Origin of the sequence: Arenibacter nanhaiticus (assembly GCF_900141935.1) — a bacterium.
In the GTDB taxonomy this organism is placed as follows: domain Bacteria; phylum Bacteroidota; class Bacteroidia; order Flavobacteriales; family Flavobacteriaceae; genus Arenibacter; species Arenibacter nanhaiticus.
On record NZ_FQYX01000002.1, the window covers coordinates 163,811 to 186,181 of the forward strand.

Sequence of the window (22,371 nt, forward strand, 5' to 3'; positions counted from 1 at the left end):
CTAAGTAGCAGGAAGACTTACAATTTTCTCCTTCAATAGCGTAAAAACAAAATTCTTGGGATACCTTTAAGGAGGTGAGGCGTGATTTTAGAATCTTTCTTTAAAGCAACCCCATAAAACTATTAAACCAGGATATTTACTATGAAACTATTAAAAATTATTTTGTTTGTGATTATAGGTTTTAGCGTTACCAATTGTAATTCTATAACCAAGAAAGCTGAACAAACACTTCCCGATCTTGAAAAACCGCCACAACAACATCAGAACTTTGAGACGGCATATTTTGCAAGTGGTTGTTTTTGGTGTGTAGAAGCTATCTTTGAAAGTGTAAAAGGCGTCCAAGAAGTTTACTCTGGCTATGCAGGTGGCACAGAAAATAACCCAACTTATGAAGCCGTAAGCTATGGAAAAACTAGCCATGCCGAAGCGGTAGAAGTCTATTATGACCCTAAGGTTGTCTCCTATAAAACATTGGTAAAAGTGTTTTTTGGATCTCATGACCCCACTACCCTAAATCAGCAGGGTCCCGATCGTGGCCCCCAATACCGCTCTATTGCATTCTACAAAAATGAGGAAGAAAAGAACATTATTAAGGATTATATTCGACAATTAAACCAAGACAAGATTTACCAAAACCCTATTGTAACAGAGATAAAACCACACACTTTATTTTATAAGGCCGAAGAGTACCATCAAGATTACGAGAAACGACACCCTACTAATTCATATATCAAAAATGTATCGGTTCCCAGGTTAAAAAAATTCCAAAAAAACTACCCGGATCTTTTAAAGAACAACAAACATTAGAGCCACTTCTTTGTTTAATTATCAACAAAGTCGACTTATTTTAGGGCGTCTTTTTTTTATTATAGGAATTAGATACTATATTTAAGCTTTTATATACCAATTTACGTGTACGCACACTATTATCCAACTATAATTAAAATGATGAAAAAAAATCACGCTAAGACATTGACCCTTATGCTATCCCTAATTGTTTTTTGGGGTTGCTCGGAAACAAAAAAAGAAACTACCCCTTGGGTCTCCCTATTTGATGGAGAAACCCTGGAGGGATGGAACCAAAAAGGAGGCAATGCGAACTATGAAGTTAAAGATGGGATACTCGTTGGGACTACTGTTCACGACACTCCCAACTCCTTTATGACCACTGATAACATGTATGCCGATTTTATTTTGGAATTGGAATACAAGGTAGATTCTACTATGAATTCTGGCATTCAAATAAGGAGCAATAGCATTCCTCACTATAGAAACGGGCAAGTGCACGGGTATCAAGTAGAAATTGACCCTTCGAAACGAGCTTGGAGTGCGGGTATTTATGATGAGGGCAGAAGAGGTTGGTTGCATCCTTTGACGGATAATTTAGCTGCCCAAAAGGCTTTTAAACAAAACGATTGGAACCATTATAGAATTGAGGCGATTGGGGATACTATAAAAACCTGGATCAACCAGGTTCCTGCTTCCTATTTAATCGACGATAAAACGGCCAGCGGTTTTATAGGTCTTCAGGTGCACAGCATAGGGAAGGACAAAAAGGAAGGCACTCCTATTATGTGGAGAAACGTTAATATTATGACGGAGAACCTAGACCAATATGCCAGAAAGACGCCCTTATCCCCTATTGTAACTAAAAACCAACTTACCATTGACGAAAAAAAGAACGGCTGGGAACTGTTATGGGACGGAGAATCGACCAAGGGATGGCGAGGTGCCCGTTTGGAGGAGTTTCCTGAAAAGGGATGGGAAATAAACAATGGCGAACTAACCGTTCTATCCTCTGGAGGCGCAGAGTCGGCTGCAGGTGGTGATATTGTGACCACCGACCTCTATGGCGATTTTGAACTGAAAGTGGATTTCAAAATTACCGAAGGAGCCAATAGTGGCATTAAGTATTATGTAAATACCGACCTGAATAAAGGTCCGGGATCTTCGATTGGTTTAGAATATCAAATTTTAGATGACAATCGCCATCCCGATGCCAAAGAAGGAAGCCATGAAGGAAGCCGAACCTTAGCCTCTCTTTACGATTTAATACAGGCCGATACAAACAAACCTTTTCATGGAGTGGGTGAATGGAATACCGCTTATATAAAATCTATTAACAACCATGTGGAACATTGGTTGAACGGCACAAAGGTTCTTGAATACGAGCGAAAAAGTCCGGCTTATAAAAAACTGGTTTCTGAAAGCAAGTATTCAAAATGGCCAAATTTTGGCGAGGCCGAAAAAGGGTATATTCTCCTGCAGGACCACGGAGATAAAGTGACCTTTAAAAACATCAAGATCAAAAAAGCAACCAACAACTAAAATTATGGCGACCAGAAGAAACTTTATAAAAAAAACGGCTGCGGGCAGCGCCGTTATGACATTGGGGGGGTTACTACTTCCGAACATGGCAAATGCAAAAATATTGGGCGCTAATGACCGTTTAAATGTGGCTGTCATTGGAGTAAGGAGCAGAGCAAAAGCTCATATTATTGCCATTCACCAAGATCCGAATGCGAAGATTATCTACAATTGTGATGTAGATGATCAGATTATAGAAGAGCACAATATATGGTGTGAAAAAAATATCGGCTATGTCCCCAAGGTAGAAAAGGATTTCCGAAAAATCTTGGACGACAAGAAGATTGATGCGGTATTTATTGCTACTCCAGAGCATTGGCATGCCCCGATGGCCATTATGGCCTTACAAGCCGGGAAGCACGTATATGTAGAAAAACCCTGTAGCCACAATCCGCACGAGAACGAATTATTAGTGGCCGCCCAAAAGAAGTACGGCAAAAAAGTACAGATGGGGAATCAACAACGATCTGCCCAAAGTTCTATGCTGGCCGTCCAAGAAATCAAAGAAGGTATAATCGGTGAAGTTTTTAAAGGCGAAGCGTATTACTCAAATAATAGGGGCTCTATTGGGGTTGGCAACAAAATTGACGTTCCCAAAACCTTAGATTGGGATCTGTGGCAAGGACCAGCCCCAAGGGAAGATTACAGGGACAATATTCACCCTTATAACTGGCACTGGTTCCGCACTTGGGGAACCGGGGAAGTCCACAACAACGGCACCCATGAGATTGATATTTGTCGTTGGGCCCTAGGAGTAGATTTACCCGATAGCGTAACCTCTTTTGGAGGCAAATACGCCTATAAAGACGATTGGGAATTTGTAGACAACCAACAAGTAACTTATAAATACGGCGGCGATAAATTTATTACCTGGACCGGTCATAGCAGGGGCCTTATTAAACCGGAGCAACCCGGTAGAGGTGCCACTATTTACGGTAGTAAAGGAATGATAACCCTTAGTAGAAACTCCTATGAGCTGTACAGTTTGGATGGTAAGCTTATTAAAAAAGTAGAAGAAGGAGTAGAAAGCGCCACAACCAATACTTTAGGGATGGGTGGTCTAGACGTGAACCATGTCTTCAACTTTTTTGATGCTATTAGAAAGGATAAAATTCAGAATTCACCTATCGCAGATGCTAGTATTTCTACTATGCTCTGTCATTTGGGGAATATTGCCCAGGACGTAGGAAGAACAATCCATATAGACCCTGTTACCGGAAAAATAAAGGACGATGCCGAAGCGATGTCGCATTGGAAAAGGGAATACGCCAAGGGATGGGAGCCTAAAATATAGTTACTGACAATTGATTAAAACACAGAGTACGGAAGACCGGTATTTTTTTGCTAAAATACCGGTCTTCCGTACTATTAAGGAACAGAAGAAAAAGCCCCGTTAACTGTTTCGGAAACTTTAAATCAGTTTAAAAGCGTAATGACTACGGCAATAAGGCGATATCACTAGTTGACAGCATTTGATATTTTTCTAAAAATCCAATAATTATCGCTCCATAAAAAATAGTAATTTTAACAAAAATTAAAAGCAATACCTTGAATCAAATTACCATAAGGAATAGCTTTATTAGTCTAACCGTTTTAGATTATGGCGCTATCATCCAAAAACTAACCGTAAAAAACAAAGAAGGTCAAGACATTAATGTTGCTGTCGGCTTTGAAAACCCTATAGCTTATTTAACCGACACCAAATCGCTAGGTGCTGCCATTGGCCGGTATGCCGGCAGGATATCTAAGGGTGGCTTTGAGCTAAACGACAAATCGTATTCGCTTTTTTCCAATAACGGCGTCCATTTACACGGGGGCAAGGAAGGATTTGCGAAAAAGTATTGGAATATAGAGCAAGTGCACCATGGCGATAATCCATATATCACCTTGTCCTATTTCAGTAAGGATATGGAAGAAGGCTACCCCGGTAATTTAGAAGTGCAGTTAACCTACAAGCTAGAAAACAACGCACTTCATATACTGCATAGCGCTACCACGGACAAGGCCACTCCGGTAAACCTTACCAACCACACCTATTTTAAGTTGGATGATCAAGACCAGATTGATGAGTATTCATTACAATTGGCCTGTTCCCAATACCTGGATACGGATGAAGCCTTAGTTCCAAGCGGTAAGTTAAACAGTGTTGAAAATACGGCCTACGATTTTTTAACGGCAAAAAAGATCGGCAAAACCCGATTGGACACCCCCTTTGTCCTGAATGGCGGTTTGGATAATAAAACATGGATAGCTTCAAAAAAATCGGGAATAAGCATGGAGGTTTCCACGAATCAGCCCAGTATTGTGGTGTATACTCCCTTAGAATTTGCCGCCATCTGTTTTGAAACACAAAATTTCCCCGATGCCCCAAACCATCCCCATTTTCCCAATAGCATCTTGAACCCGGGAGAAACTTATGAGAATAACAGTATATTTAGATTTGGTTTTGTAAATTAGGAATACCATAAAACCAATTAAATATATCTCTAGGTAATGGGCATAACCGAAAAATGGTCGCAAATACAAATTCAATTATTTGAATTACATGCTTGTACTGAGCGCAGCCGGAGTATACCCGTTAAAAAACAATAAACATCCACATATGAAAATTCTAAAATGGATTATTGGCATTCTCGTTATCCTTCTTTTAGCCTTCTTTCTTGGTGGAAAATCTTATTTAAAAGAACAAACCAAAAAGAACAGCCCTGAACGAACCTCAACCTATAAGCAACAAGGTGTAGATTTAAAGGTTCGCTACAGCAGTACTTCCAAAATGGGAAGGGTCATTTTTGTTGAACTGCTCCCCTACGATATGGTTTGGAGAACTGGCGCCAATGAACCGACCAGTTTTACGACTGCTGCGGACATAAAGGTAAACGAAAAAGACTTAGCTGCCGGAAGCTACTCCCTATGGACCATCCCGGGAGAAAACAGCTGGAAAATACCATTTAACAGTAAAATTCCGGATTGGGGTGTTACCATTTTTAGCGGGGGCCAGAAAACCACTAGAAATCCAGCTACCGATCTCCTTCAACTAACCCTTAGCGCGGAAACCATATCGGAACCCGTAGAAAATCTATCGATGGATTTTGAGGATAATGGACTTCTTTTTTTTAATATCATCTGGGACCAAACCAAAGTAAGCGTCCCTATTAACCCATACATTTGACCACTTCAAAAAATATAGGCTCAAAAAATATTTCGAAAATCAAATCCTTTCGAAAGACAATGCCTACCGCAGCAGAATTGATTCAAGGGATTTTAACGGGTGACCGCTCGTCTTTGGCCAGGGCCATTACCATGGTCGAAAGCACGAACACCAAACATTTAAGTATTTCGAATGAAATCATCGAGGCCTGTTTACCCCACAGTGGCAAAAGCATCCGCTTGGGTATCACAGGTGTTCCTGGTGTAGGAAAAAGTACCTTTATAGAGGCTTTAGGCACCCGATTGACCTCTCTAGGTAAAAAAGTCGCTGTTTTGGCCGTTGATCCTTCCAGTACGCTAAGCAAAGGAAGTATTTTAGGCGACAAAACTCGAATGCCCGAACTAGTAAAAAACAACAATGCCTTTATTAGGCCCTCCCCATCGAGTTCCTCCTTGGGCGGGGTAGCCAGAAAGACCCGAGAATCGATAATTCTATGTGAAGCCGCCGGGTATGATACCATTTTAATAGAGACCGTAGGGGTAGGACAAAGCGAAACGGCAGTCCATAGCATGGTTGACTTTTTTTTGCTTTTAAAAATTACAGGTGCCGGAGACGAGCTTCAAGGCATAAAAAGAGGCATCGTGGAAATGGCAGACGCCATTGTAATCAATAAGGCCGATGGCCAGAACATAAAACAGGTGGATTTGGCTAAATTAGTCTTTACAAAAGCCCTTCATCTTTATCCTCCAAAAGAAAATAATTGGGTACCACCAGTACTCAGCTGCTCTTCTCTCACCCACCAGGGCATTGCTGAAATCTGGGAGATGATCCAGAACTATATAACCAGTAATCAAAAAAGCGGCTATTTCTATACCCATAGAAAATCACAAAATAAATATTGGCTTTTACAAACCATAGAGGAACATTTACAGCGTCAGTTTTACCAAAATAGTAATGTAAAAAACACTTTAGACAAAATGATACAAGAGGTAATTGACGGTAAGATTTCGCCATTTTCTGCAGCTGAAAAATTAATACGACTGTCAAAGGAAAGGTAGTTGGACACAGTCGTTATTATAGTTTTCCTGTATTATTATTATAAGCTGGCTTGGGAAAGTTCTTTATCTTTGCGCCTTCCTTTGGCTTCTTTAAGTTTATAAAACAAGCAAAAAGGAAACAAAACACTAAAAATAAGCTAAATAGCACTTATTATATTAAAACAATGAATTACGAATTTACCATAATTATTCCTGTTTACAATGAAGAAGATAATTTGGAACGTGTAGAAAAAGAGCTTCTCCACTACTTGGGAATCAGTACAAAAAACACCAAGGTATTATTCGTAAATGACGGCTCAAAAGATAATAGCCAAGCATTAATCGAGGCCATTTGCCTTAGAAATGAGGCTTTTAATTATATTAAATTCAGACAAAACAAGGGGTTGAGTGCGGCCATAAAAGCCGGGTTTGACCATACGGACACTCCTTTGGTCGGCTATATAGATTCTGATTTGCAAACCTCACCAGAGGATTTTAATTTACTTTTAGAACACATAGGCGCCTATGATTTGGTTACAGGAGTAAGAGCCGACAGAAAAGATTCATTTATAAAAAATGCTTCCTCTTCCATTGCCAATTCCATACGAAGGAGCTTCACCAATGATGGCATGGATGATACCGGATGTCCCCTAAAAGTAATTAAGACCGACTACGCCAAGAGAATCCCCATGTTTAAGGGGCTGCATCGTTTTTTACCAGCAATGATCCTTCTTCAGAACGGCAGTGTGGTTCAAATACCTATCCGGCATTTTCCACGAATGGCCGGACAGGCAAAATTTGGATTATGGAATAGGTTACTAGGACCATTAATGGACTGTTTTGCTTATTTGTGGATGAAAAAAAAGTATATTAATTACGAAGTAGAGAAAATAGGATAAATGGCAGATTGGATTATTTATTCCATAGGTTTCTTAGCCCAGATTCTTTTTTCGAGCCGTATGTTGGTTCAATGGATCTTATCTGAAAAAAACAAGAAGGTACTCACTCCGAGGTTGTTTTGGCAGCTTAGTTTATTCGCCTCTTTTTTATTGTTTGTCTACGGTTGGCTACGGGACGATTTTGCCATTATGCTGGGTCAGGCCTTGACTTATTTTATTTATATCCGAAACATACAGTTGCAGGGCGAATGGGAGAAATTCCCGAAACCTATCCGCATTTTTTTGTGGGTTTTCCCTGTATTGGTTATTATGTACGGGTATAATAACAATGCCTACGATATAGAAGCTATTTTTAATAACGATGCCATTCCTATATGGTTATTGGCTTTGGGAAGTATCGCTCAAATTATTTTCACCTTGCGCTTCGTATATCAATGGTTGTATTCGGAAAAAAAGAAAATTTCCAGTCTACCTTTTGGTTTTTGGCTTTTGAGTCTTATAGGAGCTTCCCTTATACTTACCTACGCTATTTTTAGGAAAGACCCAGTACTTTTTCTTGGGCATAGCCTAGGGCTGATTGTTTATATCAGAAATTTATTTATTCTAAAAAATCAGGTCATATGAAGTGGTTGGAAAATAATCCCCAATTAGTAATTTTACTAGTTGGAATTTCTATTTTTCTGTTCAATTTGGACGTAATTCCGGTGACCATCATGGAAGCCCGAAATTTCATAACAGCACGGGAAATGGTAACGGACGGCCGCTGGTTGTTAACCACCATGAACGAACTTCCCAGGTATGAAAAACCCCCCTTGCCTAGCTGGATCACTGCCATTTTTGGTAGTATTTTTGGATTGGACAATATTATAGGACTACGCCTACCTACCATGCTTATGGCTATTGCATTGGGGTATATTGCGTATTTGTTCTCCTTAAACCTACTACAGAACAAAAAGCAAGCCTTCATAAATGCCCTTATTCTATTAAGCTCATTTTATATCATTGCCATTACTATTGAAGCACCATGGGACATTTATACCCACGGCTTTATGTTAGCCGCAATATATTTTTTATATGACTTTTTTCGTCAGGATAGCCACCACTGGAAGAATGCTCTTTTGGCCCCCATTTTTATAGGCCTATCTTTTATGAGTAAGGGCCCAATAGCTTTTTATGGCCTGCTACTCCCCTTTTTATTGGCATATGCTTTCGTTTATAAATTTAAGGAGTTTAAAATTCGAAACAACTACCTACAATTATTAGCGCTTATAACTGTTGCCACTACAGTCGGCCTATGGTGGTTTGTTTACGTGCGTTTGGCCGACCCTGATGCCTTTCTTGCCATTGCAGAAAAAGAAACTGCTAACTGGACCAGTTACAATGTTCGTCCGTTTTATTATTATTGGAGCTTTTTTGTACAAAGTGGGCTGTGGACAATTCCGGCATTTATGGGATTGCTATATCCTTACTTAAAAAATAAGGTGAGCCATAAAAAAGCTTACCAGTTTACGTTCTTATGGACCGTATTTTCCGTGATACTATTATCTATCATTCCCGAAAAAAAAGCTCGTTACTTGGTTCCGGTATTAATTCCATTGGCATTAAACACAGGTTTTTATATCGACTACCTGATACGCAATTTCAAAAACAAGCTTACGGGAAAGGAAAAGATCCCTGTTTATTTCCATTTTGGTTTAATAGGGGTATTGGGTCTTGTTTTTCCATTTGTTGCCTACTTTTTTCTACACGATAATTTAGGGGATTTTTGGTTATATTATGGACTCTCCTCTACCGCCTTATTTGCCGTTGGTATTTTAATTATAATTCAACTCAAGAATAAAGAGTTATTTAAAGCGTTCCTATATACCATAGCCTTTATTGCTATCATTAAGGTCTTAGCACTACCCATGGCAGGGGCGTTGCAAAAAAATCCCGCCTATCATAATATATCGGACCTTAGATCGACTGTTGCTACAGCAGGCATGGAAATATATGTCTATGAAGAAATTGCCCCTGAGTTGTTGTGGGAATACGGCGGTGCTATCCCCCTTCTTAAAAACGAGCAACAGCTAATTATTCCGGAAACCAGTCAATTTTACGTCTTGGTTTCCCCTGTAGATGAATCTGATTTTAAGCGTATCTTTGATTCTAAATTCAGCTATGAATTAAAAACCGTGTACGATTTTAACAATAACGCCGGTCCAGGCGCTAAAGGACATAAAAACCGCTTAATAAGTAATTTATATTTAGTTAAAAAACAATGATTCGAAACCTGACAAAATTTGAAAAAACTGCCTACGGCTTATTAGCTTTATTAGCCCTGATAGGTCTTTTACTTGGCTTGACCAATGAGACAATTTTTGATACCAAATACGCCCAAGAAGATGGTCCGGTAGAATGGGGAACCGCCATTTTGTTATTATGTATTTCCGTGCTTTGCCTTTTTCGCTTAAAAAGATTTTGGAATCACAAAAAGGCCTTATGGAAAATAGGGACTTTTATATTTGTCATTTTGTTCTTTTTTGCCGCTGGGGAAGAAATTTCATGGGGCCAGCGCATTTTAGGCATTGAGTCTGGGGAGTTCTTTATGGAAAACAACGCGCAAGGAGAAACCAACTTGCACAACTTGGTAGTTGGCGAAAAGAAAATCAATAAAATTATTTTCAGCCAGTTATTATTTGCCGTTATGTTCCTTTACCTTATTGTAACTCCTATCCTTTATAGGAAATTAAATTGGGTTAAGAATCTGGCAGACAATTTTGCGGTACCAGTTGTAAAATGGCACCATACCATTGCCTTTCTTATAACGACTGTTTTAGTGGCCTTAAATCCGGCCGACAGAACATGGGAAGTGTACGAACTGGCTTTTGGAATTATCTTTTTCATGATATTCCTGCGTCCCTTAAATCAAAGTGTCTTTAAAATAAAAAGCCCAGAGCAACAATAAAGTCTCTGGGCCTATCATCTTAATTTGGGTTGTTTTATAATTTAAAAACTGGCAGTGCCTTCAAATATAAATTATAAAACAACCAACTTAAGAAAAGTCCAATTAGGGTACCGGTCAGTACATCTAAAGGAAAATGGACTCCTATATATATCCTACTATACCCTACAATGAGGGCCCACAATAGTAAGAACACTCCTATATAGCGGTATTTAGCCCTTAATAAAGCGGTAAAGAAAAAAGCAACGGCAAAAGAATTTGCCGCATGGGCAGAAAAATACCCAAATTGTCCTCCGCAGCTTTTCTTGACCAATCTCATTAATCCACTTAAATCCATATCGTGACAGGGCCGCAATCGCTGTACCCCGTACTTAAATAAGTTGGCACACTGATCGGTCACCAAGATCAACAAGGCTATTGTCACCATCACAACCCCCAACCTCTTAAGGCCATAGCTCCTATACACAAGAAAGGCCAATAAAAGATACAAGGGAATGGCACTAAACTTATTGGTCATAAAAAGCCAAAAACCATCCCAATGGGCCGTCCCTAAATTATTTAAAAAAAGAAATAACTCTTTGTCGTACTTTACTAATTCTTCCAACATATCTGCTTAATCCTCATAACGGGAAATTTCCCTATCATAAAATGCTACTGCTTGCTCAATAAGGTTTTCGGCTTCTGACTCTAGTTCCTTTTCATCTTCTTGAGAAAAATCTTCAAGCCACTCCACCTCATCATCTTCTAGGTTTATTATAAACCTTGGATACTCTGTATGCACTACAAAAATTGCTGTTGGATAATCAGTATTGTCACCTAATAAAAATTTCGGAAATTCCATATATATCACTTTTTTATAATAAAAATAACTTCGCCTTTAAAGTATTGAGCGAAGCCTCTAATCAATTCTTCAATTACGCTGTTGTTGCTTGGATGGTTGATGACCGAATCAATTTATTGGTCAAATAATTAAACCTAATATACAACAATATCGCAGAGGCGGTAAGACCTGCCAACAAACCTATCCATATCCCAATACTTCCCAAGGAGGTATATATACCTAAATAAAAACTAATAGGAAAACCAATCAACCAATACGCTATAAAGGTCAGCAAAGTAGGTATTTTAACATCCTGGAGCCCGCGTAAGGCTCCCAGTACAACCACTTGCAACCCATCGGAAATCTGAAATACCGCTGCTACCAATAAAAGTTGGGACGCAATGCTAATAACTTCCATATTATCGGCCATATTCACAGCCTCATTTACATCTAAATAAATACTTGGCAACCAGTTTTTGAAAAGGATAAACAAAGTTGCAAAAAGTATTTCCAAGAATAAGGTGAGTAAGAAAATAGACTTGGCTATACGTCTCAACTCTTTAAAATTATTCAATCCCTTCTGGTTTCCTACCCTAATCATTGCTGCTACGCCAAGCCCCATTCCTACCATAAAAGTCATACTACTTAAATTTAGGGCTATTTGATTTGCCGCTTGGGAGTTTTTACCTAACACCCCGCTTATCCACACTGCCGAGGTAAAAATAGCAACCTCGAAAAACATTTGCAAGGCCGATGGAAAACCTAGGTTGACGATTTTGGTCATCATCTTTTTCTCCAAGGATTTAAAATTAAAACCCGTCACATAATCGTGAAATTTCTTTTTGTTCTTTAACAGATACCAAAGCAAAATCACCATTACCACCCTAGAGACCAAAGTACCTATGGCTGCGCCTATAATGCCCATTTTTGGAAAACCAAAGGAGCCAAAAATAAACAAGTAATTGAGCACTATATTCACCACATTGGCAATTATATTGGCATACATGGGGTATTTGGTTTGAGACAACCCTTCTGAAAATTGTTTAAAGGCCTGGAATATAATCAATGGCACTAAGGAGAAAGCGACCAGATTTAAATATGGCATCGCCAAGGCTACCACTTCTGGAGATTGTTTCATCATATACATCAAGGGCTTCCCGATCATAATAATTCCGAAAAGCGCAAGTCCCAATACAGTACATAATACCAAGCCGTGTTTTAAGGCACTTTTAGCATTGGACATATTCCCGGCACCATCGGCCTCGGCTACCAGTGGTGTTATTGCCGTAGAAAAACCGATTCCCAAAGACATGGCTATAAAAACAAAACTATTTCCTAAGGACACAGCTGCCAATTCTGCCGTTCCCAACTGCCCTACCATTATATTGTCTGCAAAGGCCACAAAGGAATGCCCCAACATCCCCAGTATCACAGGAAAAGATAGGGTTAAATTATATCGAAACTCTTTGGTGTATTTTTCTAACAAAATGCTATAATTTGAGGTGGCAAAGATATGTTTTTACCCTTCTTACATACTGCTCTTTTTTAGTTAAATAGCCGTTAATTAATCTTCTTAATACAAGCTGCTTTTATTGATTCCTTATTTGGAACAAGCAATTCAAACAACGAGGGTATTACAAGGTTTTGGCCTCTTCCCAAAAGACATCCATTTCTGCGAGGGTCATATCTTTTAGGGCCTTCCCCTTCTCTTTGGCTTTAGATTCCAAATATTGAAAGCGATGTATAAACTTCTTATTCGTTCGCTCTAAGGCATCTTCAGGATTAATTTTCAGAAAACGGGCATAGTTGACCATAGAAAACAAGACATCCCCAAACTCGGCCTCCATGGCATCGGTATTTCCGTCCTTCACCTCTTTCTGCAGTTCTTGTAATTCTTCCTGGACCTTTTCCCACACCTGTTCTGGTTTTTCCCAATCGAAGCCTACGCCGGCCACTTTATCTTGTATGCGACTGGCCTTTACTAGGGCCGGAAGCCCTTTAGGCACCCCTTCCAAAACACTCTTTTTACCTTCTTTTAATTTTAACCGCTCCCAATTCTGTTTTACTTCTTCTTCATCCTTAACCGTTACATCGCCATAAATATGTGGGTGTCTGCTGATGAGTTTTTCACAAATATCATTAGCGACATCGGCAATATCAAAATCGTTGGCTTCACTTCCTATTTTAGCATAAAAAACAATATGTAATAACACATCGCCCAGCTCCTTTTTAACTTCTTCCAAATCATTGTCCAGGATGGCATCGCCCAACTCATATGTTTCTTCTATGGTCAAATGACGTAGCGATTGCATGGTTTGCTTTTTGTCCCAAGGACATTGAGCTCGCAACTCGTCCATTATAGTCAATAAACGATCAAATGCTTTTAATTGGGCCTCTCTATTGTTCATGATGAAAAATTTTGACAAAAATACAAAGACCAAATCGTTCCTTTTAAGGATAATTGGCAATTTTTGAATTGCTTTTATTTTTAAAAAAGTATAACATGTTTTTCTAGGGCGTACAACGCACTATTAACTTCGCAGAATTATATTCCAAACTTCTCAGCCCTTAACCCATCTTCTTGTATGACATATAAAAAATCAAAAGGAATTAAAAGAGCATCAAAACCAAGCTAGCCTTACTGTTAAGAGCATTCAAACGGCCCAAGGCGTTATAAGAAGGAAACCTTTATAAAAAGACTTAGAACAAAATAATTTGTCGCCTCCTTAAAAATGAATTATATTCATCCATTAATTGAAAAAAGTGAGCAGAATTCTTTATTTATCCCTCCTTCTATCAGCATTTATTGGTTATACCCAACAAAATATTGATTTTAGGAATGAAGTATTAGCAATACAGCAAAAATACGATACGCTATGGGATTCTTCTAAAGAAACAGTGGTGTTTACCGGAAGTTCTAGTATCCGGACCTGGAAAAACCTAGAAAGTATGTTTCCAAACCATCAAATTATAAATACGGGGTTTGGCGGTTCGGAATCGCTCGATTTATTGGGATATCATCACGAACTTATCCTTCGATACAACCCCAAGAAAGTTTTTATCTACGAAGGGGACAATGATATTGCCCGCGGAGTATCGATAAAAAACATCATGACTACGACCCGGAAAATTGTACAAAAATTAAAAGAAGAAAATAAAGATATCCAAATCGTACTAATCTCTACAAAACCCAGCATAGTACGTTGGCATTTGAAAAAAAAATATTTGAGATTGAACAAAAAAATCGAAAAGCTTTGCAGGAATGACCCTAAGGTTTTTTATGCCGACGTTTGGACACCTATGGCTCATGACAACAAGCTGAGAAAAGACATTTTTATGAAGGACGGTCTCCACATGAACGATAGAGGGTATTCCCTTTGGTTTTCCGTCATCAAACCTTTCATGTATTAAACAACCCCATATATAAATAGTATCCAATGAAAAAAACAACCTTTTTAAGTGGCTTGGGCCTAATAGTCTCTATTTTCGCCTTCACATCATGTCTGGAACAAGAAAAACCTATAAATTTTCCTAAAACAGATCTTACCACCGAAGCCATGATTCCTATGCCATCAGAGGTAATCGCCACAAACAGCGCCTTTGGATTGGATGAAAACACCCATATTTTTACCTCCACCACGGCAACAGGATTTCCTGAAGTAGGTGAATTTTTAGCTGAAAAAATAAAATGGCAAACGACCTTAAACCTTCCGGTAAACAATTCCGAAAAAGCTACCGGTAGCCGTGTTATATATATTAACCACGCCGATGACCTAGCATTTACGACCCCGGAAGCTTACCAGCTTAACATTACCCAAGATTCAATTACCATCAATGCTAAGTCTGCCCAAGGCGCATTTTGGGGCGTACAGACCATTAGACAGATTATCCCACAAACTAGCAACGATACCTTGGCCAAGACTAAAATGTGGTTGATTCCGACTGGACAGGTTTCCGATGCGCCAAATTTTGGGTTCAGAGGCTCTATGTTAGATGTATCTAGACATTTTTTTAGCGTTTCGGACGTTAAAAAATACATAGACATTTTGGCCTATTATAAAGTTAATATTCTTCACTTACACCTTTCAGACGACCAAGGCTGGAGAATTGAAATAAAATCATGGCCTAAACTTACCGAAGTTGGAGGTCGTTCAGAAGTTGGTGGTGGCGAAGGCGGATTTTATACCCAAGAGGAATATAAAGATCTTGTAGCCTATGCAGCCAAACACCACATTACGATTATTCCCGAAATAGATATGCCCGGGCATACCAACGCAGCAAGTTTAGCGTACCCATTCCTTAATGGTAACGGGAAAAAAGTAAAGCCTTATACCGGTATAGATGTTGGTTTTAGCACCTTTGACACCCGAAAGGAAAGTGTATACGATTTTATTGATGATGTTATCCGTGAAATTTCCGAAATGACTCCTGGACCGTATATCCATATCGGAGGAGACGAAAGCCATGTTACCAAGAAAAAAGATTTCAACTATTTTATTGCTCGCGTAGATAAGATTGTATCAAAGTATGGCAAACAAATGATCGGTTGGGACGAAATCGTACATGCCGATGTTAATCCATCAACAATTGCACAGTTTTGGAGCAATGAAAAAAATGCCCTTGCAGGTGCTGAAAAAGGATTGAAGATTATTTTATCTCCTGGTAAAAAAGCTTATTTGGATATGAAATATGACGAGGACTCTAAATTTGGCCTAAAATGGGCTGGACTTATCCCTGTGGATACCGCCTACAATTGGTCTCCTGAAACATATCTGGAAGGTATTACCAAAGAAAACATCCTTGGCCTTGAAGCACCACTTTGGTCAGAAACTATTAGCAATATGGAAGAGTTAGAATATTTGGCCTTCCCTAGAATGATCGGTTATGCCGAATTAGGGTGGAGTACTGAGGAGAATAGAAACTGGGACAGCTACAAAGAAAGACTGGCCAAGCAAACTCCTTATTTAGATAAAATGAACGTAAAATACTATCCTTCCGAACGTATCGATTGGAAAAAATAAACCGATAGCATGTACGCTTATAAAGCAACAACCCTATTCTCGAAAAAGGTTGTTGCTTTTTTTTTGCCCTATAGCATAAAACACCCCTCAAAGAATTGCCCCTATTGCCCAAGGCCGATCACTGCCGTATTTGTTGTAGAATTTTCAAAGAAATAATTTGGGCGTTCCCTCCTACGTCGGGCGGGCTCTTCGCTGTATCCCTTGCCTTGCTGCGGGGATGCCGCTGCGATCCCTAACGCAAAAAATTTTAGGCAGACATTGACATTTGTACCAACCACACTTTTGGGCATAAAAAAAGCCTTCGAGAACGAAGGCCTTATTTAAAACTTATTTATCGCGACGCTTATTCAGCTTCCTTTTCTTCAGCAACTGTATCTGTTTCTGCTGCTGAGAAATCGGTAATCCCGTGATCATGTAAGAGGTTATACCATTGGATAATTTTTTTGATATCGCTGGCATACACTCTATCTTCATCATAATTTGGAAGTATCTCAAAAAGATATTCTTCCAATTTAATTTTATCTTCCTTATGGCCTATAGAGGTTTTACCACCCTCTTCTTTTTCCTTGATTTTTTCAAAAACCTCTCTTAAGGGAACTTCTTCCTCCAAAGTATAAATGGCAATTTCGGATAAAACACTAACGTTGTTTTTAAAACTAACGGTGATTTTTTTCCCATCCAACAGTGATTCGGCTACGAATCCTGAACGTGTTTGCGATAACAACTTATAAAGTCCCGGTTTTCCTGCTACGGATAATATTTTGTTTAAACCCATCTGTAATTTTAAATTTCAAAAGCAAATATTGCACTTTTTGTTTATAAAAGAAATTGTTTTAACGCGCTTTTTTCATATTTGGAAAACGCATCCTATAATCGACCCTTATTTTTCCTTTGGAAATATTGGCCAGCCTACTCTTAATCAGTCGCTTTTTTAAAGACGACAATTTATCGGTAAACAAGATCCCTTCAATATGGTCGTATTCGTGCTGAATAACCCTTGCCAAAAGGCCACTATAGGTTTCCTTATGGGAATTGAACTCCTCATCCATGTAAGAGATCGTAATGGTTTCTTTACGAAAAACATCTTCCCGAATATCAGGAATACTTAAACATCCTTCGTTAAAGCCCCACTCTTCGCCTGTTTCTTCTTCTATATAAGCGTTGATAAACACTTTTTTAAATCCATTTAAGGCTTTTTGTTCTTCTTCTGTAAGGTCCTCGTCATCAGAAAAGGGGGTAGTATCTACCAAAAACAAACGGATTGGAAGCCCTATCTGTGGCGCAGCCAAACCAACGCCACTGGCATTATACATGGTTTCCCACATATTCTCCAATAATGTCTCGAAGGCTGGATACTCCTTATCAATATCTACTGCTACTTTTCTAAGTACGGGATCCCCGTAAGCTACAATGGGTAATATCATGCTTAATATCTATTTAAATATGCTTGAAGGATAATGGTAGCACTAATCTCATCTACCAAAGCCTTATTCTTTCGTTGTTGTTTCTTTAGGCCACTATCTATCATAGTTTGGAAGGCCATTTTAGAAGTAAAACGCTCATCTTGTCGTTCTACCGGAATTTTAGGAAAAACGCCATGTAGGGTCCGTAAAAATGGCGTTATAAGCGCTTCGCTTTCAGAGGGCTCATTATTCATTTGCTTGGGCTCGCCTACTACAAATTTCTCGACATTTTCTTTTTCGACATAGGTCCTAAGAAAATTAAGCAAGTCTTTTGTAGCCACAGTAGTAAGTCCGGAAGCAATTAGCTGTAACTCGTCCGTAACCGCAATCCCGGTTCTTACTTTTCCATAATCCAATGCAACAATCCTTCCCAAAATATTTTTTTTGCAAAAATAAACGATAAATTGTTATAAGTGTAAAAAGGAAAGGTTTATTACGGGCAAGCCCTTATATTTGCTAAAATTTGTAGCTAAAAGATGATGGAATTAAGAAAAACAATAGAAGCTGCTTGGGAAAACCGAGAACTTCTAAAAGACAACGATACACAATCAGCAATACGCCAAATTATAGATCTTATTGATAATGGTAAATTGCGTTGTGCCGAACCAACAGAAGATGGATGGCAAATAAACGAATGGGTAAAAAAAGCCGTAGTCCTTTATTTCCCTATCCAAAAAATGGAAACCTTGGAAGCTGGTATCTTTGAATACCACGATAAAATGCCTTTAAAAAGAGGCTATGCGGAAAAAGGAATCCGAGTAGTGCCAAATGCCGTTGCCAGACATGGTGCTTATATTTCTGCGGGAACTATATTAATGCCTAGTTATGTAAACATCGGTGCTTACGTAGATGAAGGTACTATGGTAGATACATGGGCTACTGTTGGTAGTTGTGCACAAATTGGAAAAAACGTTCACTTGAGCGGTGGTGTTGGTATTGGTGGTGTTTTAGAGCCCCTACAAGCAGCGCCTGTCATCATCGAAGATAACGCCTTTATCGGTTCTAGGTGTATTGTTGTAGAAGGAGTACGAGTAGAAAAAGAAGCTGTTTTAGGTGCCAATGTAGTATTAACAGCCTCTACCAAAATTATTGATGTAACTGGAGACACTCCTGTCGAAAGAAAAGGTGTGGTACCGGCAAGATCTGTCGTAATCCCAGGAAGTTATACCAAAAAATTCCCAGCTGGTGAATTTCAGGTTCCTTGTGCATTGATTATCGGTACTAGAAAAGAAAGTACAGATAAAAAAACCTCTTTAAACGACGCACTAAGAGAATACAACGTTGCCGTTTAAGGATACCTTAGCGTCATAAAAATACTGGTTGTACAATAAAAATAATGGGGATGTTCTTTATAGCACTTTGCACTGTAAACTAATAAAAAAGAACATCCCCAACAACCAAGACATTATTAAATCAATGAGAACACCAAAGAGCGTGTAACGACCACCGCTACAGTGATCATATCGTATTCTTTAAGGCGGAATACAGAATTAGTAAAACGTTCTGATTATTCGATTCCCTAGGTAAAAGATCAGTACTTCCTAATAAAAATAAAATCTCCCCTACTAAGCGCCTTAGCACTGGAGAAACAACCTTTAGATTTCTCTTTGAATCCCTTTTATTACCAGCAATTTATGGTATTCATTCTCTAGGAATCCATTCCTATTTTATTTCGTTCAAGAAAAAAACACCTTAAATCTATAAGCAAATACTATTTTAGTGAACTGCCCCCTACAAGATAAGAAATCATTTTTTTCCTCAACACTCATAAGCCATAGCGCTGCTTTCTAACACTATAAGGAGTGCTAATATCACAACCGATACTTTCCTTATAATGTTTTCGGATATTGAAAATGAAGCTGGAAATAAATTTCTACCATTTTTACGCAACTATTTCGTCTTACCCTATCTAAACAGTAGTACCATAATCAATGTCATGCTAGATAATACAGAAAGAATTTCCGCCTTGATCATCACCTATAACGAAATGGGATACATTGAAAAATGTCTTGATTCCGTTTCCTTTGCCGATGAAATAATCGTTGTAGATTCTTACAGCACCGATGGCACCTACCAGTATCTTTTAGACCACCCTAGGGTCACGGTCATTCAAAAACCCTTTGTAAACTATACGGATCAAAAGTCTTTTGCTTTAAAACAAGCAACCAATGACTGGATTATATTTTTGGATGCCGATGAAGTAATAACCGACCAGTTAAAGGAAGAGATTAAAATCAAAGCGACAAGAGATTCCGAACATAGTGCTTATTGGTGCTACAGAAAATTTATGTTCCAAAACCGCCGTTTATATTTTAGCGGATGGCAAACCGATAAAAACTATAGGCTCTTTAGAAAGAGTAAGGTGAGGTTTTGCGATAAAAAAATAGTACATGAAACACTCGTTGTAAACGGGTCTTCGGGTGTATTACATGAACATCTAATGCATTACTGCTATAAAGACTACACTGACTACAAAATGAAAGTGCTAAAATATGGCCGCTTAAAAGCCAAAGAAGCCTTTCATAACGAGAAAAAATTCAGCTATTTCGCCTTAACCTTCAAACCTATGTGGAAATTCTTTCACAATTACGTTATTAGACTGGGGTTTCTCGATGGCAAAAAAGGGATTGTCGTATGCTACTTGAACGCCCTGGGCGAATGTGAAAGATATATGGAGCTTAAACGCCTATGGAAAAAACGGCAACATGCGTATCCCCTTTCCATTAGGTAACCGCTTATTTTACATTTTATCGTTATTTTATTCTGGATGTGAATTCCGAATTCCTGATGAAATACACATCTGATAAAGCTCTTACCTCATTGCTCCAAATATAAAAAACATACATTAGGGATATTCCAATAAGGGCATGCCTAATTATAGTTTTCACTATCCATATTCACTATGGTAAGCCGCTACTGTTCTGCTGCTATGGTTTAGGCTAATTTCTGGGGATATAATTGCAATTTTAGATCCAACATAACAGTCTCCTTAAATGTGATTGCAGTTGTAAAAATTTCGAATAATTTATAAATAATTCGAAATTTTACCACCATTTTTCCGCCAGAGACAACATATAAAAAATAAAGTCTCTTTTTAAAAGTGACTTTTTATTTTTGAAATGTATCTTTACCAAAATTTATTTGATTTTGAAGTTATCTGCAGTTATAATTACCTACAACGAGATTGGTTACATTGAAGAATGTATAAAAAGTGTATCCTTTGCAGATGAAATTGTTATCGTAGATTCCTATAGTACTGATGGTACTTGGGAGTACATACAGCAACTTCCAAAAATAAAAGCCGTTCAACATTCCTTTGAAGATTTTACAAAGCAAAAAACCTTTGCGTTATCCTTAGCCAGCAATAATTGGATTTATTTTTTAGATGCCGATGAAGTGGTTCCTAAGAAGTTGCAGCAAGAAATTATCGAAACGATCAACTCCCCTTCTACCCATGACGCATATTGGAACTACCGGATTTTCATGTTTAAAAACAAACGCCTGTACTTCAGCGGATGGCGAACCGATAAAATACAACGGCTATTCAAAAAAGACAAGTGTAAATTTGTCGATAGCCTTATTGTACACGAAACTCTGGAGGTAGAAGGTAGCGAAGGTAAATTAAAGGAAAAACTAATTCATTTCTCCTATAAAGAATATAATGATTATAAGGGTAAAATGATCAAATATGGGCAAATGAAAGCTCAAGAAAGTTTTATCAAGCAAAAAAAATGGACTCTTTTACACCAATATCTTCGTCCTACCTGGAAGTTCTTTAACCACTACATTCTAAGACTAGGTTTTTTAGACGGTACCAAAGGCATTACCATCTGCTATCTAAACGCTTTAGGTGTTTGGGCACGTTACAAGGAGTTAAAAAAATTAGAACGCTCCAACAACAAATAATATTAGGCTCTTTTTTCGTTTTTATGGAGTTTAATGAGCTTGGCATACTTCATATAGGAAAAAAATGCTTGGATAAGGGCAAAAGTAAACCCATCCAAACCGTTAAAAACTCCTTTCTTAAAAAAATAACACTTGAACAAAGAGGTAAAGCCATGGGTTAAAGGCGCATAAGACCTCACCTTAATTCCCTTTTCAAACAATTCCTCTGCTTGCCAAGTTGTGTAGGTATTCTTTTTCGCTATAATATGATAAAAATCACTCCAAGCGTAATGCAATAAATTCAGATTGGTATTTTTCATGTTCTTAGCAATCACCCTTTGATGTACTTTGGCTGTAGAGAGAGTCGCTGTTTGTTTGTTAAAGAACCTACAGGTATAATCGGGATACCAACCAGAGAAATTAATTTCTTTGGTGCCCAAAAAATTGCGCATTTTTAAATTGTATGCATCGTAAGGCATATTTAAATATTCCTCACTTGCAATAAATGCATAGGTATCTTCATCCAATCGTTCATCCGCATCCAAATTTAGAATCCAATCATGTTCACAATATTGCAAACCGAAAAGCCTTTGTTTACCGTCCCCTAAAAATTCTTGCAAATAAACCTTTGCTCCTTTTTGCTTTGCGATTTCAAGCGTAGCGTCTTGACTAATTGAATCTACCACAATTACCTCATCACATACCCTGAACAAAGAATCTATACAATCCCCTATGTTTTTTTGCTCGTTATATGTGATTACCAATCCACTTATTGCCATAATTCATC

23 protein-coding genes are annotated in these 22,371 nt (G+C 38.4%); 15 read left to right on the forward strand and 8 right to left on the reverse strand.

Annotation, left to right across the window (positions count from 1 at the left end; translation table 11 throughout):
- The first annotated feature begins 141 nt into the window (after positions 1-141).
- The 10 genes from msrA to BUA16_RS02020 all read left to right on the forward strand — a co-directional run bounded on the left by msrA (position 142) and on the right by BUA16_RS02020 (position 10,398).
- Entirely contained in the window at positions 142-807 is a 666-nt protein-coding gene (gene msrA, locus BUA16_RS01975) for a peptide-methionine (S)-S-oxide reductase MsrA (RefSeq protein WP_072762959.1), read from the forward strand.
- 138 nt (positions 808-945) lie between these two features.
- On the forward strand, positions 946-2,328 hold the full coding sequence (locus BUA16_RS01980; RefSeq protein ID WP_143150432.1) for a 3-keto-disaccharide hydrolase: 1,383 nt from the start codon (positions 946-948) through the stop codon (positions 2,326-2,328).
- Positions 2,329-2,332: 4 nt separating this feature from the next.
- On the forward strand, positions 2,333-3,661 hold the full coding sequence (locus BUA16_RS01985; protein WP_072762960.1) for a Gfo/Idh/MocA family oxidoreductase: 1,329 nt from the start codon (positions 2,333-2,335) through the stop codon (positions 3,659-3,661).
- Between the two features lie 254 nt (positions 3,662-3,915).
- Positions 3,916-4,824: an aldose epimerase family protein gene (locus BUA16_RS01990; protein ID WP_072762961.1), complete on the forward strand. Its 909-nt coding sequence runs from the start codon at positions 3,916-3,918 to the stop codon at positions 4,822-4,824.
- 145 nt (positions 4,825-4,969) lie between these two features.
- Entirely contained in the window at positions 4,970-5,536 is a 567-nt protein-coding gene (locus tag BUA16_RS01995; protein WP_072763076.1) for a DUF2911 domain-containing protein, read from the forward strand.
- A 59-nt stretch (positions 5,537-5,595) separates the two neighbouring features.
- Positions 5,596-6,573 carry a methylmalonyl Co-A mutase-associated GTPase MeaB gene (meaB, locus tag BUA16_RS02000; RefSeq protein WP_084668396.1) on the forward strand — a complete coding sequence of 326 codons (978 nt, stop codon included), beginning with the start codon at positions 5,596-5,598 and terminating at the stop codon, positions 6,571-6,573.
- A gap of 164 nt (positions 6,574-6,737) precedes the next feature.
- Positions 6,738-7,451: a glycosyltransferase family 2 protein gene (locus BUA16_RS02005; RefSeq protein WP_072763077.1), complete on the forward strand. Its 714-nt coding sequence runs from the start codon at positions 6,738-6,740 to the stop codon at positions 7,449-7,451.
- Positions 7,452-8,075: a lipid-A-disaccharide synthase N-terminal domain-containing protein gene (locus BUA16_RS02010; RefSeq protein ID WP_072762963.1), complete on the forward strand. Its 624-nt coding sequence runs from the start codon at positions 7,452-7,454 to the stop codon at positions 8,073-8,075.
- Complete coding sequence (locus BUA16_RS02015; RefSeq protein WP_072762964.1) at positions 8,072-9,715, forward strand: ArnT family glycosyltransferase; 1,644 nt, start codon at positions 8,072-8,074, stop codon at positions 9,713-9,715. Before BUA16_RS02010 ends, BUA16_RS02015 begins: the two co-directional genes overlap by 4 nt.
- Positions 9,712-10,398 carry a hypothetical protein gene (locus tag BUA16_RS02020; RefSeq protein WP_072762965.1) on the forward strand — a complete coding sequence of 229 codons (687 nt, stop codon included), beginning with the start codon at positions 9,712-9,714 and terminating at the stop codon, positions 10,396-10,398. The genes BUA16_RS02015 and BUA16_RS02020 overlap by 4 nt, the downstream gene beginning before the upstream one ends.
- 34 nt (positions 10,399-10,432) lie before the next feature.
- On the opposite strand, the gene BUA16_RS02025 is transcribed toward BUA16_RS02020, so the two are convergent.
- The 4 genes from BUA16_RS02025 to mazG all read right to left on the reverse strand — a co-directional run bounded on the left by BUA16_RS02025 (position 10,433) and on the right by mazG (position 13,623).
- A complete protein-coding gene (locus BUA16_RS02025) occupies positions 10,433-11,002 on the reverse strand; it encodes a phosphatase PAP2 family protein (protein WP_072762966.1) in 570 nt (189 codons plus the stop codon).
- Between the two features lie 6 nt (positions 11,003-11,008).
- Positions 11,009-11,236 (reverse strand): hypothetical protein, encoded by a 228-nt coding sequence (locus BUA16_RS02030; protein ID WP_072762967.1) that lies wholly within the window; start codon positions 11,234-11,236, stop codon positions 11,009-11,011.
- Positions 11,237-11,309: 73 nt separating this feature from the next.
- Positions 11,310-12,701 (reverse strand): MATE family efflux transporter, encoded by a 1,392-nt coding sequence (locus BUA16_RS02035; RefSeq protein WP_072762968.1) that lies wholly within the window; start codon positions 12,699-12,701, stop codon positions 11,310-11,312.
- A gap of 148 nt (positions 12,702-12,849) precedes the next feature.
- The gene (gene mazG, locus BUA16_RS02040) at positions 12,850-13,623 is read right to left on the reverse strand and encodes a nucleoside triphosphate pyrophosphohydrolase (RefSeq protein WP_072762969.1); all 774 of its coding nucleotides are present in this window, start codon (positions 13,621-13,623) and stop codon (positions 12,850-12,852) included.
- Positions 13,624-13,978: 355 nt separating this feature from the next.
- Between mazG and BUA16_RS02045 the strand changes: the two genes are divergently transcribed.
- Positions 13,979-14,626, forward strand: coding sequence for a GDSL-type esterase/lipase family protein (locus BUA16_RS02045; protein ID WP_245795501.1), 648 nt, complete (start codon positions 13,979-13,981; stop codon positions 14,624-14,626).
- A gap of 26 nt (positions 14,627-14,652) precedes the next feature.
- Positions 14,653-16,236: a beta-N-acetylhexosaminidase gene (locus BUA16_RS02050; protein WP_072762970.1), complete on the forward strand. Its 1,584-nt coding sequence runs from the start codon at positions 14,653-14,655 to the stop codon at positions 16,234-16,236.
- A gap of 343 nt (positions 16,237-16,579) precedes the next feature.
- On the opposite strand, the gene BUA16_RS02060 is transcribed toward BUA16_RS02050, so the two are convergent.
- The 3 genes from BUA16_RS02060 to ruvX are packed head-to-tail and all read right to left on the reverse strand — an operon-like array spanning position 16,580 to position 18,073.
- Positions 16,580-17,011, reverse strand: coding sequence for a DUF5606 family protein (locus BUA16_RS02060; protein WP_072762972.1), 432 nt, complete (start codon positions 17,009-17,011; stop codon positions 16,580-16,582).
- 58 nt (positions 17,012-17,069) lie between these two features.
- Complete coding sequence (gene def, locus BUA16_RS02065; RefSeq protein WP_072762973.1) at positions 17,070-17,660, reverse strand: peptide deformylase; 591 nt, start codon at positions 17,658-17,660, stop codon at positions 17,070-17,072.
- Positions 17,661-17,662: 2 nt separating this feature from the next.
- Entirely contained in the window at positions 17,663-18,073 is a 411-nt protein-coding gene (gene ruvX / locus BUA16_RS02070; protein ID WP_072762974.1) for a Holliday junction resolvase RuvX, read from the reverse strand.
- Positions 18,074-18,175: 102 nt separating this feature from the next.
- On the opposite strand from ruvX, the gene BUA16_RS02075 reads away from it, so the two are divergent.
- From BUA16_RS02075 to BUA16_RS02085, 3 genes are all read left to right on the forward strand, one after another.
- Positions 18,176-18,991, forward strand: coding sequence for a 2,3,4,5-tetrahydropyridine-2,6-dicarboxylate N-succinyltransferase (locus BUA16_RS02075; RefSeq protein ID WP_072762975.1), 816 nt, complete (start codon positions 18,176-18,178; stop codon positions 18,989-18,991).
- 644 nt (positions 18,992-19,635) lie between these two features.
- Positions 19,636-20,430 (forward strand): glycosyltransferase family 2 protein, encoded by a 795-nt coding sequence (locus BUA16_RS02080; protein WP_072763079.1) that lies wholly within the window; start codon positions 19,636-19,638, stop codon positions 20,428-20,430.
- Positions 20,431-20,846: 416 nt separating this feature from the next.
- A complete protein-coding gene (locus BUA16_RS02085) occupies positions 20,847-21,605 on the forward strand; it encodes a glycosyltransferase family 2 protein (RefSeq protein ID WP_245795502.1) in 759 nt (252 codons plus the stop codon).
- A 2-nt stretch (positions 21,606-21,607) separates the two neighbouring features.
- On the opposite strand, the gene BUA16_RS02090 is transcribed toward BUA16_RS02085, so the two are convergent.
- Positions 21,608-22,363 (reverse strand): glycosyltransferase family 2 protein, encoded by a 756-nt coding sequence (locus BUA16_RS02090; protein WP_072762976.1) that lies wholly within the window; start codon positions 22,361-22,363, stop codon positions 21,608-21,610.
- Between the last annotated feature and the right edge of the window lie 8 nt (positions 22,364-22,371).

Excerpts from the sequence above, each read along its gene's own strand:
- BUA16_RS02030 (WP_072762967.1), bottom strand. The coding sequence starts at position 11,236 with ATGGAATTTCCGAAATTTTTATTAGGTGACAATACTGATTATCCAACA.
- BUA16_RS02015 (WP_072762964.1), top strand. The coding sequence starts at position 8,072 with ATGAAGTGGTTGGAAAATAATCCCCAATTAGTAATTTTACTAGTTGGA.
- BUA16_RS02090 (WP_072762976.1), bottom strand. The coding sequence starts at position 22,363 with ATGGCAATAAGTGGATTGGTAATCACATATAACGAGCAAAAAAACATA.
- BUA16_RS02025 (WP_072762966.1), bottom strand. The coding sequence starts at position 11,002 with ATGTTGGAAGAATTAGTAAAGTACGACAAAGAGTTATTTCTTTTTTTA.
- msrA (WP_072762959.1), top strand. The coding sequence starts at position 142 with ATGAAACTATTAAAAATTATTTTGTTTGTGATTATAGGTTTTAGCGTT.
- BUA16_RS02005 (WP_072763077.1), top strand. The coding sequence starts at position 6,738 with ATGAATTACGAATTTACCATAATTATTCCTGTTTACAATGAAGAAGAT.
- def (WP_072762973.1), bottom strand. The coding sequence starts at position 17,660 with ATGATATTACCCATTGTAGCTTACGGGGATCCCGTACTTAGAAAAGTA.
- BUA16_RS02080 (WP_072763079.1), top strand. The coding sequence starts at position 19,636 with ATGCTAGATAATACAGAAAGAATTTCCGCCTTGATCATCACCTATAAC.
- BUA16_RS01985 (WP_072762960.1), top strand. The coding sequence starts at position 2,333 with ATGGCGACCAGAAGAAACTTTATAAAAAAAACGGCTGCGGGCAGCGCC.
- BUA16_RS02050 (WP_072762970.1), top strand. The coding sequence starts at position 14,653 with ATGAAAAAAACAACCTTTTTAAGTGGCTTGGGCCTAATAGTCTCTATT.
- BUA16_RS02075 (WP_072762975.1), top strand. The coding sequence starts at position 18,176 with ATGATGGAATTAAGAAAAACAATAGAAGCTGCTTGGGAAAACCGAGAA.
- BUA16_RS02060 (WP_072762972.1), bottom strand. The coding sequence starts at position 17,011 with ATGGGTTTAAACAAAATATTATCCGTAGCAGGAAAACCGGGACTTTAT.
- mazG (WP_072762969.1), bottom strand. The coding sequence starts at position 13,623 with ATGAACAATAGAGAGGCCCAATTAAAAGCATTTGATCGTTTATTGACT.
- meaB (WP_084668396.1), top strand. The coding sequence starts at position 5,596 with ATGCCTACCGCAGCAGAATTGATTCAAGGGATTTTAACGGGTGACCGC.
- BUA16_RS01995 (WP_072763076.1), top strand. The coding sequence starts at position 4,970 with ATGAAAATTCTAAAATGGATTATTGGCATTCTCGTTATCCTTCTTTTA.
- BUA16_RS01980 (WP_143150432.1), top strand. The coding sequence starts at position 946 with ATGATGAAAAAAAATCACGCTAAGACATTGACCCTTATGCTATCCCTA.
- BUA16_RS02020 (WP_072762965.1), top strand. The coding sequence starts at position 9,712 with ATGATTCGAAACCTGACAAAATTTGAAAAAACTGCCTACGGCTTATTA.
- BUA16_RS02010 (WP_072762963.1), top strand. The coding sequence starts at position 7,452 with ATGGCAGATTGGATTATTTATTCCATAGGTTTCTTAGCCCAGATTCTT.